13 protein-coding genes and 2 tRNA genes are annotated in these 18,123 nt (G+C 71.1%); 8 read left to right on the top strand and 7 right to left on the bottom strand.

The features are described 5' to 3' along the window. Nucleotides 1-32: 32 nt before the first annotated feature. Both HGBR_RS08505 and mqo read right to left on the bottom strand, forming a co-directional pair. The gene (locus HGBR_RS08505) at nt 33-1,085 is read right to left on the bottom strand and encodes an alcohol dehydrogenase catalytic domain-containing protein (protein ID WP_019158911.1); all 1,053 of its coding nucleotides are present in this window, start codon (nt 1,083-1,085) and stop codon (nt 33-35) included. A 100-nt stretch (nt 1,086-1,185) separates the two neighbouring features. Continuing rightward, nucleotides 1,186-2,664, bottom strand: coding sequence for a malate dehydrogenase (quinone) (gene mqo / locus HGBR_RS08500; protein ID WP_019158910.1), 1,479 nt, complete (start codon nt 2,662-2,664; stop codon nt 1,186-1,188). Between the two features lie 134 nt (nt 2,665-2,798). On the opposite strand from mqo, the gene HGBR_RS08495 reads away from it, so the two are divergent. Continuing rightward, nucleotides 2,799-3,725, top strand: coding sequence for a LysR family transcriptional regulator (locus HGBR_RS08495; RefSeq protein WP_019158909.1), 927 nt, complete (start codon nt 2,799-2,801; stop codon nt 3,723-3,725). Here HGBR_RS08495 and HGBR_RS08490 read toward each other — a convergent pair. Then, on the bottom strand, nt 3,673-4,596 hold the full coding sequence (locus tag HGBR_RS08490) for a hypothetical protein (protein WP_019158908.1): 924 nt from the start codon (nt 4,594-4,596) through the stop codon (nt 3,673-3,675). The two genes, HGBR_RS08495 and HGBR_RS08490, sit on opposite strands and share 53 nt — an antisense overlap. A gap of 96 nt (nt 4,597-4,692) precedes the next feature. On the opposite strand from HGBR_RS08490, the gene pabB reads away from it, so the two are divergent. Together pabB and HGBR_RS17150 are read left to right on the top strand one after the other, a co-directional pair. Continuing rightward, complete coding sequence (pabB, locus tag HGBR_RS17155) at nt 4,693-7,095, top strand: aminodeoxychorismate synthase component I (protein WP_019158907.1); 2,403 nt, start codon at nt 4,693-4,695, stop codon at nt 7,093-7,095. Then, entirely contained in the window at nt 7,092-8,039 is a 948-nt protein-coding gene (locus HGBR_RS17150; RefSeq protein ID WP_019158906.1) for an aminotransferase class IV, read from the top strand. Before pabB ends, HGBR_RS17150 begins: the two co-directional genes overlap by 4 nt. A 26-nt stretch (nt 8,040-8,065) precedes the next feature. Here HGBR_RS17150 and HGBR_RS08475 read toward each other — a convergent pair whose 3' ends face one another. Continuing rightward, on the bottom strand, nt 8,066-8,287 hold the full coding sequence (locus HGBR_RS08475) for a hypothetical protein (RefSeq protein WP_019158905.1): 222 nt from the start codon (nt 8,285-8,287) through the stop codon (nt 8,066-8,068). Beyond that, entirely contained in the window at nt 8,284-10,662 is a 2,379-nt protein-coding gene (locus HGBR_RS08470; RefSeq protein WP_019158904.1) for a YhgE/Pip domain-containing protein, read from the bottom strand. The genes HGBR_RS08475 and HGBR_RS08470 overlap by 4 nt, the downstream gene beginning before the upstream one ends. Before the next feature lie 29 nt (nt 10,663-10,691). Between HGBR_RS08470 and HGBR_RS18840 the strand changes: the two genes are divergently transcribed. Further along, nucleotides 10,692-11,384: a TetR/AcrR family transcriptional regulator gene (locus HGBR_RS18840; protein ID WP_083882807.1), complete on the top strand. Its 693-nt coding sequence runs from the start codon at nt 10,692-10,694 to the stop codon at nt 11,382-11,384. A gap of 53 nt (nt 11,385-11,437) precedes the next feature. On the opposite strand, the gene hrpB is transcribed toward HGBR_RS18840, so the two are convergent. Further along, nucleotides 11,438-14,251, bottom strand: a complete 2,814-nt coding sequence (hrpB, locus tag HGBR_RS17140) for an ATP-dependent helicase HrpB (protein WP_019158902.1) — start codon at nt 14,249-14,251, stop codon at nt 11,438-11,440. Nucleotides 14,252-14,340: 89 nt separating this feature from the next. Here hrpB and HGBR_RS08455 point away from each other — a divergent pair, with 89 nt between their 5' ends. From HGBR_RS08455 to HGBR_RS08440, 4 genes are all read left to right on the top strand, one after another. Further along, nucleotides 14,341-15,150 carry a fumarylacetoacetate hydrolase family protein gene (locus HGBR_RS08455; protein WP_019158901.1) on the top strand — a complete coding sequence of 270 codons (810 nt, stop codon included), beginning with the start codon at nt 14,341-14,343 and terminating at the stop codon, nt 15,148-15,150. Between the two features lie 66 nt (nt 15,151-15,216). Continuing rightward, complete coding sequence (gltX, locus tag HGBR_RS08450; RefSeq protein WP_019158900.1) at nt 15,217-16,698, top strand: glutamate--tRNA ligase; 1,482 nt, start codon at nt 15,217-15,219, stop codon at nt 16,696-16,698. Between the two features lie 171 nt (nt 16,699-16,869). Next, nucleotides 16,870-16,941, top strand: a tRNA-Gln gene (locus HGBR_RS08445). Between the two features lie 47 nt (nt 16,942-16,988). After that, a tRNA-Glu gene (locus HGBR_RS08440) sits at nt 16,989-17,061 on the top strand. A 296-nt stretch (nt 17,062-17,357) separates the two neighbouring features. On the opposite strand, the gene HGBR_RS08435 is transcribed toward HGBR_RS08440, so the two are convergent. Continuing rightward, entirely contained in the window at nt 17,358-18,080 is a 723-nt protein-coding gene (locus tag HGBR_RS08435; RefSeq protein WP_019158899.1) for an IclR family transcriptional regulator, read from the bottom strand. Between the last annotated feature and the right edge of the window lie 43 nt (nt 18,081-18,123).

Raw genomic sequence — 18,123 nt, 5'->3', positions numbered from 1 at the left:
CCGCACTCATCAGGGCCGGCGACCGGCGGTCGTCACGGCCGGATGATCGTGAGGCCGCCAGCGGTCGCGGGGCGGCCCAGCGCCTCCAGCGCGGCGGGTGCCTCGTCCAGGCCGATCGTGCGGGTGACGAGGTCCTGCGGGCGCAGACGGCCCTCGAGGACGAGGTCCAGCAACGGCCCGTAGTCCGCGGCAGCCATGCCGTGCGAGCCCAGGAGGCTCAGCTCCAGGGACACGATGCGGGGGATCGCGGTGGTGGGCGGACCGGTGAGCAGTCCGATCTGCACGTGACGGCCCAGCGGTCGCAGTGACAGCAGCGCGGCGTTCATCGTGGCCTCGAGCCCCAGGGCCTCGACGGTCACGTGCGGACCGGTCTCGGAACCCAGCTGGGCAGCGGCGGTCCGGACGGCCTCGGCGACCTCGGCCTCGCTGAGCCCCGTCGAGTCGACGGTGGCGCCGGCGCCCATCCGGGCCGCCAGCTCGAGAGCATCGATGGAGATGTCGACGGCGATGACGCGGGCTCCGATCGCGTGGGCGATCATGACGGCGGAGAGGCCCACGCCGCCGCAGCCGAACACGGCGACGACCTCGTCGGTCTGCACCTGCGCGCGGTCGTGCAGTCCGCGGAACGCGGTGGCGAACCGGCAGCCCAGGGGGAGGACGGCCTCGGCGGGCAGGTCTGCGGGCACTGCGACGAGGTTCGCGTCCGCGTAGCGGATGACGACCTCCTGAGCCCACGAGCCCCAGTGGGTGAAACCGGGCTGGGTCTGCGCGGGACAGACCTGCGCCTGGCCCGCCAGGCAGAACTCGCACGTGCCGCAGCCGTTCACGAAGGGGACGGTCACGCGGTCGCCCGCAGCGAACCGGGTGACCTCCGCACCGACCCGTGCGATCGTGCCCACCAGCTCGTGGCCGGGCACCTGCGGTGCGGTGACGGAATCGTCGTGACCGGCCCAGGCGTGCCAGTCGGAGCGGCACACGCCGGTCGCCTCGACGGCGATGACGACGCCGTGGGCGGGCGGGGTGAGCGGATCGATGTCGACGACGGCGGGGGTCTGACCGAAGGATTCGTAGAGGACTGCGCGCATGGACGGGAGTCTATGCGGCGGCGGTGATCCCGGCCGCGTCGTTCGCCGTGATGAGACGGCGGCGGATCTCGTTGCCACGGCCAGCGAACGCGCTGGCGGATCACAGCTGGAGTGCGGTCCGTGTCCGGGTGGTCGAGGTCTCCACTGCGGCCTCGGACTCGTCCCGCGTGGCCAGACTGGGGATCGCCCGGGTCAGTGCATGCGCCCAGTCCTCGGACCACGCGTCGGGGAAGCAGCGGCGCAGCAGGTCGATCATGATGGGGACCGCCGTCGAGGCGCCGGGAGACGCGCCCAGGAGACCGGAGATCGAGCGATCACCGCTGGTGACGAGCTCCGTGCCCTGCTGCAGAACGCCGATCCTGCGGCGATCGGGAGTCACGAGTTGGGCCCGCTGACCGGCGGGGAGGAGCTCCCAGTCGTCGAACCTCGCACGGGGGAAGAACCGTTGGACCTGCGCGAACTTCGTGCGCGGCCGTGCTGCGAGCTGCGTGATGAGGTAGCGCACCAGGGGAAGGTTCTGCAGCCCGGCCGCGGCTATGACGTGGACGTTGTGCCAGCGGAGCGTGGTGAAGAAGTCCGTGAGCCTGCCGTGCTTGAGGAGCCGGGTGCTGAACGTCGCATAGGGGCCGAAGAGCAGGTGGCTCTGCCCGTCGACCTCGCGCCGGTCCAGGTGCGGCACAGACATGGGCGGTGCGCCGATGGGCGTCTGCCCGTAGACCTTGGCCGCATGCTGCTGCACCACCTCTGGTGAGGAGCAGCGGTAGAACGCGGCGCCCACCGGCAGGACCGCGTATCCGCGAACCTCCGGCAGGTGTGCGCGCTGGAGGAGGCGCAGAGCCATTCCGCCGGCGCCCACGAAGACGTGCCCGGCGCTGATCGCGAAGCGGTCTCCACGGGGTCCCCGCCCCTCCACGACCCACCCGCCAGTACCGTCGCTGCGCAGGGTCCGCACCTCGTGACCCAACCGAATATCCCCACCGCGGTCGCTGATGACAGCGGCGAGTTGGCGGGTGAGGGCGCCGAAGTCGACGTCCGTCCCGTGCGGGTGACGGGTCGCTGCGATCGGCTCGTCATCGGTTCGGCCCGCCATGACGAGGGGCGCCCACGACGCGATCGTCTTCCGGTCCTCGGTGTACTCGAGATCGGCGAAGTGCGGATCGCGCACGAGCGTCGCGTGCCGGCGGCGGAGCATCTCGACATCGCGAGCGCCGAACACCACATCCATGTGCGGGGTCGTGTGGAGGAAGGCGTGCGGATCGATGAGCCCCTGCTCCGCCAGGTGCGCCCACCACTCGCGCGTGGTCTGGAACTGCTGCGCGATGCTGATCGCCTTGGCCCCGTCATCCGGGTCCGGCATGTAATTGAGTTCGCAGTAGCCGGAATGCCCGGTGCCGGCGTTGTTCCACGGGGCGGAGCTCTCCGTCGCGAGATCCTCTGCCCGCTCGAGCATGACGATGCGGCAGGAGGGCTGGAGGACGGCCAGCATCGATCCCAGGGTCGCGGACATGATGCCGCCGCCGATCAGCACGACGTCAGCGTCGTGTGTCGATGAGGTCCGAGTGTGTGCGCGGGAGTTCATGGATCTGCCTCTGCTCGATGGGTGGATGGGTCAGGGGTCGACCGCTGGATGTGCCCAGTGCCGGTGGGTGATTCCAGACTGGTGCCGACGCGTCTGATCCGTCCAATGAATGATGTAGTCAGTAGAATCCACATATGGATGAATGGATGCCGCGGTTCGCCCCGCAGCTGCGCGCGCTCGTCGAGCTCGGCGCGCAGGACGGGCACATGACCGAGGCTGCCGCCGCGCTGAATGTGCCGCAGTCGTCGATGAGTCGCCGGATCCACGCGCTGGAGACCGACCTGGGCGTGCCGCTCCTCGTGCGGACGGGGCGCACTGTCTCGCTCACGCCCGCAGCGCGCGCTCTCATCGCCCGCGTGCAGGGCCCGCTGCACGCGTTGGAGCTGGCGGTGGGTGAGGCGACGGGGACGATGGATGCGGAGCACGGCACCGTGCGATTCGGGTTCCCCCTGACGATGGGAGCGGGGCAGGTGCCGGATCTGCTCGCGGAGTTCCGTCGTCGGCATCCCGGCATCCGGCTGCACCTGACGCAGGCGCACGGGTCCGCGCTGACAGCCGCGCTGAGGTCAGGCGACCTCGACCTGGCCCTCACGATCCCACCGCCTGACGATCTGCCGCACAGCGTCCTGGGCACGCAGCCGATCGTCGCCGCCCTTCCGCGTGATCACCCGCTCGCCGGCCGGGCGCAGCTGCGTTTGGAGGAGCTGGCCGAGGAGACCTTCATCGCGAACCCGCCCAGCTTCCACCTCCGGCAGCGCACCGAGCACTGGTGCCGCGAGAGCGGGTTCGTCCCGTCGATCCCGCTGGAGATCACGGAGTTCGCGACGATCCGCGAGCTGGTGGCACGCGGCCTGGGCATCGCGCTCCTGCCGTCGCGTCACGAGCCCGACGCGAGCGTGGTCGAGGTGCCGCTGTCAGGCACGGGCCACGACGGTCGCGACATGGACTACCGGCGGGACATCGCTCTCGTTCGCAGCCCGCTGCCGGTGTCACCGGCGACAGAACGACTCAGCGACCTGCTCCAGCAGCAGCTGGAATCCCGGCCGCGTCGATCGCCGTGACGAGACGGCGGCGGATCTCGTTGCCACGGGCCGCGAACGCGCGCTGACGGCGGACGTACTCCGCCTTGCCCTCCGGGGTCTCGATCGCGACGACGCCGTAGCCCCAGTCGCGCACGTCGTAGGGGCTGGCCTCCATGTCGAGGGTCCGGATGTCGCGGGCCAGATCGAACGCGTCGAGGACCACCTCGGACGGGACGATCGGGATGAGTTTCATCGACCACTTGTAGAGGTCCATGCCGCCGTGCAGGCAACCGGGCTGCTCCATCTCGCGCATCGACTCGCGGGTGGGCTGATGCTCGTTGAGCGGGCGCGCCTCCGGGGTGAAGAAGCGGAACGCGTCGAAGTGCGAGCAGCGGACGCGGTGGTTCTCCACGACCCGGTCGGTCTGCGCGTGTGTGAGGCGCAGCGGCACCTGGTCGTGGCGGACCTCGTCCGGGTCCTGCCGATAGACCATCGCCCACTCGTGCAGGCCGAAGCAGCCGAACGTCCCCTCGCGGGACAGGGTCCGCTCCAGGAGGTCGCGGATGAAGAGTGCGCCGCTGCCGCGTGCCTCGTGCCAGCGGTCCAGGTCGATCTCGGTGAGGCCATCACGGGTGCGGTACCACTTGCGCTGAGCCAAGGTGCGGACGTAGGACTCTGCTGCTTCAGACCCGGTCGCATCCGCCTCCACTGCTACGCCCGCGCCGGGATGCCAGGTGGAGAGCTGGCCCGGCGTGAACGGGTAGTACGTGTAGAGGAAGTCCTCGACCGGATGGGCCTCGCCGCGGGACCGGCGGTCCAGATGCGCCTGTGTCCGCGCAGCCACAGCGGCAGAGTGGGCCTCCGCCCGGCGGGCGGCCTGGGCTGCGGTGAGGACGGTCGGGGAGAGCACCCCACCAGTGTAGGCGGGCACTCTGGCGCGAGCCGGTGGTGCATGGCGGTGTGCGGACGGTTGGCGCAGGCCCGTTCGTGCGGGCACAATCGCTTCATGCATGAGGGGACCCGGCCGCCGCTTCGCACGCTCCTCATCGACAATCACGACTCGTTCACACTCAACCTCTTCCACTCGCTGGCACGGGTGAACGGCCGCGAGCCGCTGCTGGTCCCCAACGACTGGGACGGCTGGGATCCGCAGGTGCTGGAGACGGTCGACAGCGTGGTCCTGTCCCCGGGTCCCGGCACCCCGTTGCGTCCAGAGGACGTGGGCATCTGCGCCGAGGCCGTGGCCGCCGCCCGCGTCCCCGTCCTGGGCATCTGCCTGGGTCACCAGCTCATCGCGCACCTGCACGGAGCGCACGTGGGGCACGCGCCGGAGCCTCGGCACGGGCGGGTCTCAGCTATCCAGCACGACGGGACCGGTCTGTTCGCGGGGATCCCCGCACCGTTCAGCACCGTCCGCTATCATTCGCTGGCCGCGACCGAGGTCGTGGAGCCCCTGCGCATCACCGCTCGATCCGAGGACGGCGTCGTCCAGGGCATCGAGCACAGCACCCTGCCCCTGTGGGGCGTCCAGTTCCACCCGGAGTCGATCCTCACGGAGCACGGCGAGACGCTCCTGGATAACTTCGCGACGCTCACACGCGAGTGGCACGCAGCGCGGGGTGCCGAGGCCGGTGCGGGGGAGCCAGCCGCCGCTGGTGACCGCTCGGCAGCAGGGACTGGATTCGAGTCCCAGGCCTCCCCGCAGGCCGAGCCCACCCGTGTGATCCCGGTCGTCCGGGCGACCGTTCCGTACACGGGAGACACAGCCCACCTGTTCGACGCGCTGCACGGCGCGGACCCGTGCGCGGTTCTACTCGATGGCAACCTGCCCGGCGATCCACGTGGCCGCGTCTCGATCCTGGGCGCACCCACCGGTCCGCACGGCCGCATCGCCGAGGCCCGCGTCGCGGCGGGCACCGTCACGATCACGGACGTCCCCGCGGGGACGCGGGGTGCCACCGAAAACGTCCCCGCGGGGACGTCCGAGTCAGGGGGGACGCCTGAGTCGACCGTCGTGCGCTCGGGGCTCTTCGATTGGCTCGAGGCGGAGCTGCGCCGATTCCGTGTCGACCCGGCCGATCTCGACGGCCTGCCCAGCGGCTTCGGCCTGGGCTGGGTGGGGAACCTGGGATACGAGCTCGCGGCCGAATGCGGCGGGCCAGCGCCCCGGATCGCTGCAGGCTCCGGCAGCGACGACTCGGCGACAGCGTCCTCCGACACACCGCCGGAGGTGACACTCGTGTTCCTCGACCGCGCCATACTCGTGGATGCGCAAGAGGGTACGGCGCACCTGCTCGCCCTCGACTGGCCCGAGGAGCCCGGTGAGGCGACCGCGTGGCTGGAGGCGGCCTCGGCGGCGGTGACGGAAGCCGGCACCCGAGCAGTTCAGTCGGACGCGGCCCGAGAACCGAGCAGTCCGCCAGCGTGCGTCAGCCCCCCGGAAGACGCGCCGGTTCCCCGGCATGAAGGAGTACCCGCAGAATCCAGCCCTGCCGACCGCGGCCGAGCCGCGGAGCGCGCAGCCCAGGCAGGCGTCGTCGCGCGCGTCACGCGGGAGGAGTACCTCGACCAGATCCGGACCGCGCAGGACCTCATCCGTGACGGCGAGACATACGAGGCCTGCCTCACGACGCAGTACGAGGGACCTGTCACGGCACTGGGAATCGACGCGCCCACGGCCAGCACCGACGTAGCCGCGGACCTCATCAGCGCCGACCCGCTCTGGGACGTCTACCTGCGGATGCGGCGGGACAACCCGGCCCCGTTCGGCGCCTACCTGCGGCTGCCGGGCGCGACCGTGCTGAGCGTGTCCCCGGAGCGGTTCCTGCGCATCGATGCGACCGGCCGCGTCGAGTCCTCGCCCATCAAGGGGACTCGGCCCCGGGGTGCGACGCCGGAGGAGGACGCGGCACTCATCGAGGACCTCGCGACCTCGGAGAAGGACCGGTCGGAGAACCTCATGATCGTCGACCTCGTCCGCCACGACCTGGGTCGCACCGCGGTGACGGGATCCGTCCGCGTGCCCACGCTCTTCGGCGTCGAGACCTACGCGAGCGTCCACCAGCTGGTGAGCACCGTGACCGCGCAACTGCACCCGGACGCCAGCCCCGTCGCGTGCGTGCGGGCGGCGTTCCCGCCCGGTTCGATGACGGGCGCGCCCAAGCGGCGCACCCTCCAGATCCTCGACGCGCTGGAGCAGGGCCCTCGCGGGGTCTACAGCGGGGCGATCGGCTGGTTCTCGCTCACGGGAGCCGTCGACCTGAGTGTCGTCATCCGCACTCTCGTCGTGACGGGCGACCGGCTGTCCTACGGCGTGGGCGGCGCGATCGTCGCCCTGTCCGACCCCGCCGCCGAGCACGACGAGACCCTCGTGAAGGCCCGCCCGCTCCTGCGGCTGATCGACCGATGACCGGCGCCGGTGTGTGGGAGTGGGACTCCGCCGCCGGGATCTTCATCCGGGAGGACGAGGGCTCGGGTTCGGCTGCGCCCGCGGCTCAGTCCGAGCGCCTGCTCGTCGCTGACTCGTGGCTTGTGACCGACGGCCGCGTCCGTGCATTCGACGCGCACCACCGGAGGTTCGAACGGTCGTGCCGGGTGCGCACCCATTCGATCGATGCCGCCGAGGCCGTGGTCACCGCGGCTCCTGCGGCCGCCGCCGAGGCCGCATCCGATCGCTTCCGGGACGCGCTCGTCGCGCTCCTGCCGCGCACGGGGGACTGGTTCCCTCGGGTCGAGCTGGTGGACGGCGGGCCGTCACAGACCGAGGATGCCGTCCGCCTCCGCCTCCGCGTGCGCCCCGCGCCGGCCCGCGGGATGACCGTCATCGTGTGGGACCCGCAGGTCCCCGACTCACGCGTGCACCCGCAGATCAAGGGACCGGACCTCGACCAGCTGGGGGAGCTGCGGACGAAGGCGCTCGCCCTCGGCGCGCAGGAGGTGATCCTGACCGATGAGGCCGGCTACGTCATCGAGGCCGCGAACTCCTCCGTCTTCTGGTGGGAGGACGGTGCCCTCTGGACCCCGGCCTCGGCGGTGGTGCCCCTCGAGGGGGTGACCGCGAGCCTCGTGGCGGAGATCGCCCAGCGGCGCGGGATCACGGTGCGCAGTCGCCGGATCACGCGGGCGGAGCTCGAGACGCACGAGGTCTGGCTCACGAACGCCCTGCACGGGATCCGTGCTGTCTCCGAGTGGCGCATGTCAGGACGAGGCTCGGCAGGCGACGCACTCACCGGGTCAGAACCACCCGGCAGCCCCGCGACCCACGCCCCGATCGACCGGGGTCGTCTGCAGGACTGGCGCGATGAGTGGGACGCGCACGCGCGCCCTCTGCCGGACAGGACTGCGCGGGACTGACCCCGCGACTGCCGACAGGCCAGTGCTCACCAGTTGAAGAACGAGAGCACATCGTAGGCGTCAGCGACGCGGTGTCCCAGAAGCCGGAGGAGCACGGTCAGGACCACCGCGACGACGAGCGAGACGCCCAGCATGCCCCAGCGGAACGCGTCAGAGACGTCGATGATCACGACGATGACCATGAAGAGCGTCCAGAAGTGGGACAGGACCATGAGCGCGCCGACGACGAAGGAGAGGCAGTTCTTCACTCGCGCGACTCTACCGCGACGGTCTCGACGGGCTCTGTGATCGCAGCCGGCTCGGTGCTCGCAGCAGAGTCTGCGCGCCCGGCAGCCTCGCCCTCGTCGCCCGCACCCGACCGCGCATCATGCGCCCCGCGGCTCCGCGGCCGTGTCCCGTGCACCTTCCGCCAGGTCACGAGGACGACCACCACGAGGCCCGCGAATGCCACGAGCGTCCAGATCGCCAGCGGCAGAAGCACACCATTCACGTCGAACGGTCCACCCGCGATGAGCGAGCGCATGCCGTCAACGGAGTGCGTGATCGGCAGCCACGCGTGCAGTGCCTGCAGGAAGCGCGGGGCCGTCTCGATCGGGTAGGTGCCGCCCGCGGCGGACAGCTGCACGACCATGAGGATGAGAGCCAGGAATCGACCGGGAGGACCGAAGCCCGCGATGAGCAGCTGGTTGAGCAGGAAGAAGCACAGGCTCACGATGAAGCTGAGTCCGTACATGCCCGCTGTGCTGCTCATGTCGATGTCCACCCAGAAGCGCACGACGGTCACCATGAGGACGCTCTGGACGAGGCTCATGAGGACGGCTGGCAGCAGGCTGACGGCGACGGCGCGCACGCGCGACCGCGACTCGATGATCGCTCGCACGTTGAGCGCCGGCATCATGAGGAAGTATCCGATCGCACCCACCCACAGGGCCAGACTCGCGAAGTAGGGAGCCAGGCCCCAGCCATAACCGGGCACCTCGTGCAGCCGCTCCTCGTTCAGTTCGACGGGGTCCGCGGCAGTCGAGGACAGGTGATCGCCCTCCTCGTCCGTGTACGTGGGCACCTCGTCGCGGCCGTCGTCCAGGCCGGTCGCCAGCTCCCCAGCGCCGTCGTCCAAGTCGCCCAGGCCGCTGCGGAGGTCGCCGGCGCCCGAGGCCGCATCCCCGGTTCCCGAGGCCAGCCGGTCGGTCCCCTCGCTCAGGTCGTCGGCACCGCGGGACAGCGCGGAGACGCCATCACTCAGGTCCGCAGACGCGGTCGCGGCACTGCCGGTCGCCTCCGACAGCTGGTCGGCCGCATCGACGAGGCGGCCGGTGCCGTCCGTCAGAGCCTCCGCCCCCTCGTGCAGCAGATCTCCGCCGTCGGCCAGGGAGTCCGCGCCGTCGCGCGCATCCTCCAGTCCGCTTGCCAGGTCATCCGCGCCGACGGGCAGCGCGTTGAGTCCGGTGGGCGTGCCGTTCTCCGGTGCGGTGCCGACGAGGGCCGACGCGCCGTCCGCCAGGCTCTGCGCGCCGTCGTCCAGTGCGCTCGCCCCGTCGCTCACGTCGCCGGCGCCCGTCGTCATCGACTCGACGGCCGCCCGCTTCTGGTCGTCGGAGAGGACGTCCCAGTTCTCCAGCAGCGTGTCGCCGCCGGCTGCGACCTTGGCCGCGCCGTCAGCCAGCGGTCCCGTCGAGTCCGCGAGGTCGCCGGCGCCCTGCTCCAACTCCTGCGCGCCCGACAGCGCGTCGTCCGCGCCGGTGGCCAGGTCATCCGCGCCCGAGGCCGCGGCCCCGACACCGTCGGAGAGGTCACCGGCACCGTCGCGCAGGTCCTTGGCACCATCGACCAGCTTGTTCGCCCCGTCGTCCAGCGTCCGCGCGGCGTCCGGCAGGGACGAGGTCTGCTCGTCGAGCTCGCCCAGGCCGTCGGCCAGCTGCGAGGCTCCGGTCGAGGCGGTCGAGGCTCCGGCCGCCAGCTGCGAGGCGCCGTCGGACAGGTCGTACGCCCCGTCGGTGAGGGTGTCGAGTCCCACGACCAGGTCGTCCGCGCCGTCCTTCGCGGAACCGGTGCCGTCGGAGAGATCATGCGCCCCGTCGGCGGCCTCGGCGAGGTTGTCCCCGATCTCGTTGAAGCCGACCGTCACCTGCGCGAGGAACTCCTCGCTCACCTGCTGGGCGACGGAGGCCCGCACCGCCTCGCCCACCTTCGATCCGATGTTGCCGATGACGATGTTCGACGCGTCATCAGTCTGAATGGTCAGCCGCGAGGCCGTCGCAGCCATCGGATCGTCGTCGCCCAGGGAAGCGGCGGCGGAGGAGAAATCCTCGGGAATCGTGAGGACTGCACGCACCTCGCCGTCCTCCAGCGCGTCCGTCGCCTCGTCCGCGCCCATCGTCGTCCACGTGAACGAATCATCGGAGTCGAGCAGCTCGTCCGTCAGGTCCTGACCCAGCGCCAGCTCCTCGCCGTCCGAGTCCGTCGTGGGGGAGTCCTCGTTCACGATCGCGGCCTCCATCGTCGAGAGGTCGCCGGTGGGGTCCTTGACTGACCACACGAGCAGTCCCGCATAGATGAGCGGGATCAGCGAGAGTGCGGTGAGGATGATGATCCGCTGGACGCGGGGGCTGAAGCGGGACAGCATGTGCGGCCCTTCTGCTGTACGGGAACAGAATGTTTACAACTGTAAAACTGACAGGTGTAAAAGTATTCCGCTATGGTGTCTCTGTCAAGACGCACGAAGCGTGGGTGGAAGGGGTCGATGTGGAGACGGCGGCGGAGAACCCGCGGGCGGAGCGGTCGCGGATCGCGCTCCTCGAGGCGATGACGCGGGCTCTGGACGAAGGAGAGGGCGACGCTGCGCTGAACGTTGCGATGATCGCCCGCTCCGCCGGTGTGAGCAGACCCACCCTCTACCAGCACTTCGGCGATCTGCCGTCCCTGGTCCGCGCGTCCGCGATGCGCCGCCTCATCGCTCTCTTCGATACGGTGCCAGCACCGCCTGCGGACCCGCGCGACCACTGGAGGGAGTCCGCGGCCGAGGCGCTGGGCGCCCTGCTGGCGGAGCTCGACTCCCGGCGCGGCTTCTACCTCACCGTCCTCGACTCGCCCGCCGGCGACGCGGTGCGCGATGACATCATCGAGTTCCTCGCCGCCCGGATCACGGACATGACCGCACTGGGTGCGCACATGCGCGACGAGGAGTCGACGGACGAGGATGTGCGCGAGCGTGCGCGCTTCCTCAGTGCCGCCGCGCTGTGGCGGACTGAGCGCTGGATGCGCAGCGACGATCACGAGGTGACGAGCGCGTTCGCCCTGCGTCTCAGCCGACTGCTCGCGGCCTCCGCGGGAGTGCCGCGGGACTAGGTGCCGGGGGTGCGCTCTGAAGCGAACGGCTTGCTCAGCCGCGGACGGCTCACTCAGCCGCGTGCGGCGCGCTTCGTCGTGAACTTCGTGGGCTGCGCCGTAGTCGGATCCTCCGGCCACGGGTGCTTGGGGTAGCGACCGCGGTTCTCTGCTCGCACGTGAGCGTAAGCACCCGCCCAGAAACTTGCCAGATCCGCAGTGACCGCCAGCGGGCGCCTGGCTGGTGACAGCAGGTGCAGGAGGACCGGGACCCGCCCGTCGACGACTGCGGGACCCGTGTCCGCGCCGAACATCTCCTGCAGCTTGACGGGCAGGACCGGTGCGGCGACCGGGTCGGGGTGTGCCGCCTCGGGCGCATCGTGCACGGTTCCGTCCGGCGGTGCCGAGCCGGCGCCTGTGGCCCCGGCGCCGTGGTGCTCCACGAGCGGGTACGCGAGCCGGACGCTCGAACCGGACGGGACGTCCACGCGGGTGGGCGCCAACCGGTCGAGGTCGGCGGCCTCGGGCCAGGGGAGAAGGCCCTGGAGCGCCTCGTGGAGGCGCAGCCCGGCGCTGCGACCGGAGCCTGCAGCCAGGGCACGAGCGGTGCGATCAAGCTCGAGCCCCAGCCATTCCTCTGCCGTCTCTGCCAGGTGGGCCGCGCGCACATCCGGCCACGGCACGCCGATCACTGCGTGCAGCAGGCCCAGGCGGTCGCGCAGATCGGAGAAGGACTGTGCTTCACCGGCGGTCGCCAGGCCCGCGAACGCGGCCTCCGGCGCATCCCCCTGCGCCAGTGCGGTCAGTGCCCGGCCGACCGCGGCACGCAGGGCTTCGCGGGCACCGTCCTCGGACACGCCCACCGGGGTGGACGTCAGTGTGATGGCGCCCAGCGCCTCGACGCGGCGGGCACGAATGCGGCCGTCGATCCAGTCCGTGTCCTCCCGCTGCGTGCGCAGAGCTGATCCGGCCCACAGCGCGATGTCCTCGTCGATCGCGACGGCGGCGCGAATGAGCGTGCGCTCGCCCACGACGCTCAGGTCCCCGACCGCGATCCACGGGGAGCCCGCCAGCGCGGAGCCGCGCGGCAGCTGCCCGCCGGTGCCAGAGGCCAGCAGGTACTCGTCCGCCGAACCCTCGCGCAGCCGGGCGATCATGTCCGGACGGGACAGCGCGAGGACGATGCCCAGCTCTCGCGCAGCATCGGGTCGCGCAGAGCCGGCAGGTGGCGTCGCGCTGCGTGGCCCATGTGACGCGACGCCCGTATCGTGCTCCGAGCTCGCCAGCCGCTCGAGCCTGCGCACCTCCGTCCGCCAACCGTGAGGCGCGCGCTCGCCGCCGGAGCGCGCCGCCCGCAGCGCCTGAGCGAGGTCCCCGTCGGACGCACGCACGTCGAGGGTCAGAAGGGCAGCGCACTCCGCGGCTGCCCGCGCTCCGATGGCCGAGGCGGCAAGCAGGAGCCCACGCGCAGTCCGCGGGTCGGCGGGCACAGCGGCCAGTGAGCGGCCCAACTGAGTCGCCCGGGCCTCGGGAACGGGAGACTCGAGTGCTCCCAAGCCGTGCAGGATGCGGGTCGCGGCGACCAGAGGCAGGGCGGGCAGGGGAGTGGGCAGCGGGAGGCCCGCACCGCCCGGCGACCCCCAGACCGCCAGGTCGAGGGCCGCGCCGGTGAGGTCGGCCGTGAGAACCTCGGGCGGGGTGTGCGCGGGGAAGGCCGCCCAGTCCGCCTCCGCGCAGCAGCGCCAGACCGTGCCGGGTGCCTCGCGCGCTGCACGGCCGGCCCGCTGGTCGCCCGCGGCCTTCGACTCGCGCACCGTCGTGAGGCCGCCCGCGCCGCGGCCGGAGTCGAAGTGGGGGACGCGGGACAGGCAGGAGTCGACGACGATGCGGACGCCGGGGACGGTGAGGGCGGATTCCGCGACCGAGGTCGCGACGACGACCCGACGGCGGGCCGAGGCCGCACCGGCTCCCGACGAGGCCCCACCTGTCCGCTCGCCGCCGCGCAGGACCGCGTCCTGCTGTGCGCGCGGGGTCGATCCCGTGAGTGTGAGGACCTCAACATCCGCACGGCGGTCGCGCACCTGCGCGGCGACGCGGTCGACCTCCCGGTGGCCTGGTGCGAAGACGAGGACATCCCCGTCGTCCTCGTCCAGCGCTCGGTCGACGGTGGCAGCGATGTGCGTGAGGAAGTCCGGCCGCACCCCGCGCGCGTCCAGGCCGCGCTGCGCCGGAGGTGCCCAGTGGACGGTGAGCGGGTGGGTGGCCGCATCGACGCGGAGGATGGGCGCGGGATTCTCTCGCGTGCCCAGGAGCTGTGCCCAATCGCCGGCGTCGAGGGTCGCGGACATGACGATGAGGGCGAGGTCGTCGCGCAGGTCGAGGAGCTCGCGCAGCATCGCGAACGCCAGATCGGACTCGAGGCTGCGCTCGTGGACCTCGTCGAGGATGACCGCGTCGATGCCGGTGAGCTCCGGATCGGCCAGCAGGCGGCGCAGCACGACACCGGTCGTCGCGAACTCGACGACGGTGCGCGCACTCACCAGCCGGTCACCGCGGACCGTGTGGCCGACCTCCTCGCCCACCTGATGTCCCGACAGGGAGGCGAGGCGGGCGGCGGCCGCGCGGGCCGCGACCCGGCGCGGCTGGGAGACGAGCACGCGAGCGGGACGGGTGGCGGCCTCGGCGGCAGGGAGCGATCCTGCAGCGGAGGTGAGTGCCTGCTGGAGGGCGGGCGGGATCACCGTCGTCTTGCCGGTGCCCGGCGGTGCCTCGACGACCGCGCGGAGTCCGGGACCGGCAGCGGCCAGACGCCGGATGTCCCCGATGAGCGCGGCGGCGGGCAGTCCGGCACCGATGCGGTCCGGGTCGAAGGGAGTGGCCTGGGGCATGCGGCCAGTCTGCCATCCGGTGTGCGGGTGGACGGATGCCTGCGCCCGCGCGGATGCCCGGGCGGGTGCGCGCGTCCTAGACTGTCCGCATGCGCATCGTTCGATTCGTCCACAAGGACACGCCCACGTACGGAGTCGTCGAGGGAGACCTTCCGGAGGTGGGGGACGACGGCCGCGTCGACACCTCCGGCCTCGAGATCGCCGTCCTCGACTCGGACCCGTTCTTCTCACCCGCCCAGTCGACGGGGGAGCGGCTCACGTATGACGAGGTCCGCCTGCTGGCGCCCATCATCCCCCGTTCCAAGGTGGTGGGCGTGGGCCGCAACTTCGCCGACCACGCGGCAGAGCTGGGCAATGACGTCCCGGTCAGCCCGCTCACGTTCTTCAAGCCCAACACCGCCGTCGTGGGTCCCGGCGACCCCGTCCGCCTGCCCGCCGTCAGCGAGCACGTGTCCTACGAGGTCGAGCTGGGCGTCGTCATCGGCCGCGTCGCCAAGGGCGTGTCTGCGGAGAACGCGTACGACCACGTGCTGGGCTACGTCGCGGCGAATGACGTGACGCTGCGCGACCTGCAGAAGTCCGACCCGCAGTGGTCGCGCGCCAAGGGCTTCGACACCTCGTGCCCGCTGGGCCCCTGGATCGAGACCGAGTTCGACCCGGAGTCCGTGCGCCTGCGCAGCTGGGTCAACGGAGAGCCCCGGCAGGACGGGACGACCGAGGACTTCATCTTCGACATCCCCACCCTCATCGAGCACATCTCCGAGACGATCACGCTGCTGCCCGGCGATGTCATCATCACCGGCACCCCGGCGGGTGTGGGCAAGGTCGTCGCCGGCGACACGATGGTCGTCTCGATCGACGGCCTGGGCGTCCTCGAGAACCCCGTCCTCGACGCCTGAGCGTCCACGCCCTCACACACACCGTTCCACTTCCCAGCACCACCCTCCGAAAGGAACCCCGTCCTCGTGACCACCAAGGTTCGCTTCTGCCCCTCGCCCACCGGCACCCCGCACGTGGGCATGATCCGCACGGCCCTCTTCAACTGGGCCTACGCCCGCCACACCGGCGGCACGTTCGTCTTCCGCATCGAGGACACGGATGCCCAGCGCGATTCGGAGGAGAGCTTCGAGCAGTTGCTGGACGCGATGCGCTGGCTGGGCCTCGACTGGGACGAGGGCATCGAGGTGGGCGGCCCAGACGGCCCCTACCGCCAGTCGGAGCGCGGCGACATCTACCAGGACGTCATCGCGAAGCTGGTCGATGGCGGCCACCTCTACGAGTCGTTCTCCACGAACGAGGAGGTCGAGGAGCGCCACCGCGCCGCCGGCCGCGACCCCAAGCTGGGCTACGACAACTTCGACCGCGACCTCACGGACGAGCAGAAGGCAGCCTTTCGCGCGCAGGGCCGCGAGCCCGTCCTGCGCGTGCGCATGCCGGATGAGGACATCACGTTCACGGACCTGGTCCGCGGGGAGATCACCTTCCGCGCGGGCACCGTGCCGGACTTCGTCGTCGTCCGCGCCAACGGCCAGCCGCTCTACACGCTCGTCAACCCGGTCGATGACGCGCTCATGGGCATCACCCACGTGCTGCGCGGCGAGGACATCCTGTCGTCGACGCCCCGCCAGATCGTCCTGTACCGGGCGCTCGAGGCCGTGGGCGTCGCGCAGCTGACGCCGCAGTTCGGCCACCTCCCGTACGTCATGGGCGAGGGCAACAAGAAGCTGTCGAAGCGCGACCCGGAGTCGAACCTCTTCCACCACCGGGAGCGCGGGTTCATTCGCGAGGGCCTCATCAACTACCTCGCGCTGCTGGGCTGGTCGATCGGTCCAGACCGCGACGTCTTCAGCGTCGACGAGTTCATCGAGGCGTTCGACATCGCGGATGTGAACCCCAACCCGGCCCGCTTCGACGTCAAGAAGGCCACCGCGATCAACGCGGACCAGATCCGCCTTCTGGACGAGGCGGACTTCAGTGCGCGCCTGGTCCCGTACCTGCAGCAGGCCGGCGTCGTGTCCGACCCGGTCACGGACGAGGAAGCGCACATCCTCAAGGAGGCCGCACCACTCATCCAGACCCGCATGAATCTGCTGGGGGAGGCCCCGGACCTCGTGTCCTTCCTCTTCACGGCAGATGCTGACCTCGAGCTGACCGAGGACGGTCTGAAGACCCTCAAGGACACCGCTCCCGAGGTCCTGGCCGCCTCGATCTCCCAGCTCGAGTCCGTGGACGCGGACGCGTGGAAGACCGACCGTCTGGAGGAGGTGCTCAAGGCCGAACTCGTCGACCGCCTCGAGATCAAGCCCCGCTTCGCGTACGGCCCCCTGCGCGTCGCCGTCTCCGGCCGACGGGTCTCGCCACCGCTCTTCGAGTCGATGGAGATCCTGGGCAGGGACTCGACGCTGACCCGGCTGCGGGCGCTGCAGGAGCACCTCGCCGCGGCGTGAGCGCGGCCGTGGAGCGGGCGTGAGAACCGACGTGCGGTGAGCGCCGCGAGCGGGCCCCTGTGCAGGTGACGGACGTCACCCGCCCAGGGGCCCTTCTCGTTTTGCACTGCGTTCTGGGCCGGTGTAATGTTATCTCTCGTTGCCAGGGAGTTCTCCGGAGCTCCTCAGCAGTGGGGTATGGTGTAATTGGCAGCACGAGTGATTCTGGTTCATTTAGTCTAGGTTCGAGTCCTGGTACCCCAGCGGATGACCGCCAGGTCATCTCAACTGAGTGATCCTCACTCATAGAGGCCCCCGTCGTCTAGTGGCCTAGGACGCCGCCCTCTCAAGGCGGAAACGGCAGTTCGAACCTGCTCGGGGGTACAGATCGGAAGCCCGATCCTTCAACGCGAAGGATCGGGCTTCGTCGTGTGCGAGGCGGGGCACGGTGGCCCCGCACCCCGCCAGGCAGCCACACGACGTGCGTCCAGCCCGCCAGGCAGTGACGGAGCGAGCCTCCAGCCCGCAGCGCAACGGGCCCCCACGACATGGAAACTGAGGTTGCGTTCTGCAGACCGAATCGGTCTGTGAAACGCAACCTCAGTCGTCGAGCAGGTGGTGCCGGACGGGTGGGGAGCCGTGCGAGCGCCCCACAGCCGGGCCGCACCCGCGGAGCTGCCTCACCCGCGGGTCAGGGCCTCCGTCAGGACGCGTGCGGCCTCGATGACGGATTCCGCGTGGAGGCGGCCCGGCTGCCGGGTGAGGCGCTCGACGGGTCCGCTGATCGACACGGATGCGACGACGCGGTTGCTGGGGCCGCGCACGGGCGCGGAGACGGACGCGACGCCGCGCTCGCGCTCCGCGATCGACTGCGCCCAGCCGCGTCGCCGGACGCCGGACAGCATCGTGGCGGAGAAGCGGGCGCCGCGCAGGCCCGTGTGCAGGCGGTCCGGCTCCTCCCACGCCAGCAGCACCTGGGCGGCGGACCCGGCGCGCATGCTCAGGGTCGCGCCCACCGGGACGGAGTCGCGCAGGCCCACCGGGCGCTCGGCCGCGGCGACGCACAGGCGCAGGTCGCCCTGCCGGCGGAACAGCTGCGCGGACTCGCCCGTGCGATCGCGCAGGTGCGCCAGGACGGGACCGGCCGCGGCCAGCAGCCGATCCTCACCGGCGGCGGACGACAGCTCGGCCAGTCGCGGCCCCAGGACGAAGCGACCCTGCAGGTCCCGGTTCACGAATCGGTGGTACTCCAGTGCGACCGCCAGGCGATGGGCCGTGGGGCGCGCGAGTCCGGTCAGCGAGACAAGCTCCGCGAGGGACGCGGGACCCGCCTCCAGGGCGGAGAGGACGAGTGCGGCCTTGTCGATGACGCCGACACCGCTGCTGCTGTTCGTGGATGTCATGTCTCACAATCTAGACAGTCCGTCATATGAGATGCAAGTCCAC

The sequence above is a fragment of the Brevibacterium senegalense genome (genome assembly GCF_000285835.1).
Lineage (GTDB): Bacteria > Actinomycetota > Actinomycetes > Actinomycetales > Brevibacteriaceae > Brevibacterium > Brevibacterium senegalense.
The sequence above is the reverse complement of the archived record's forward strand: the minus strand, read 5'-3'. Positions and strand labels throughout refer to the sequence as shown.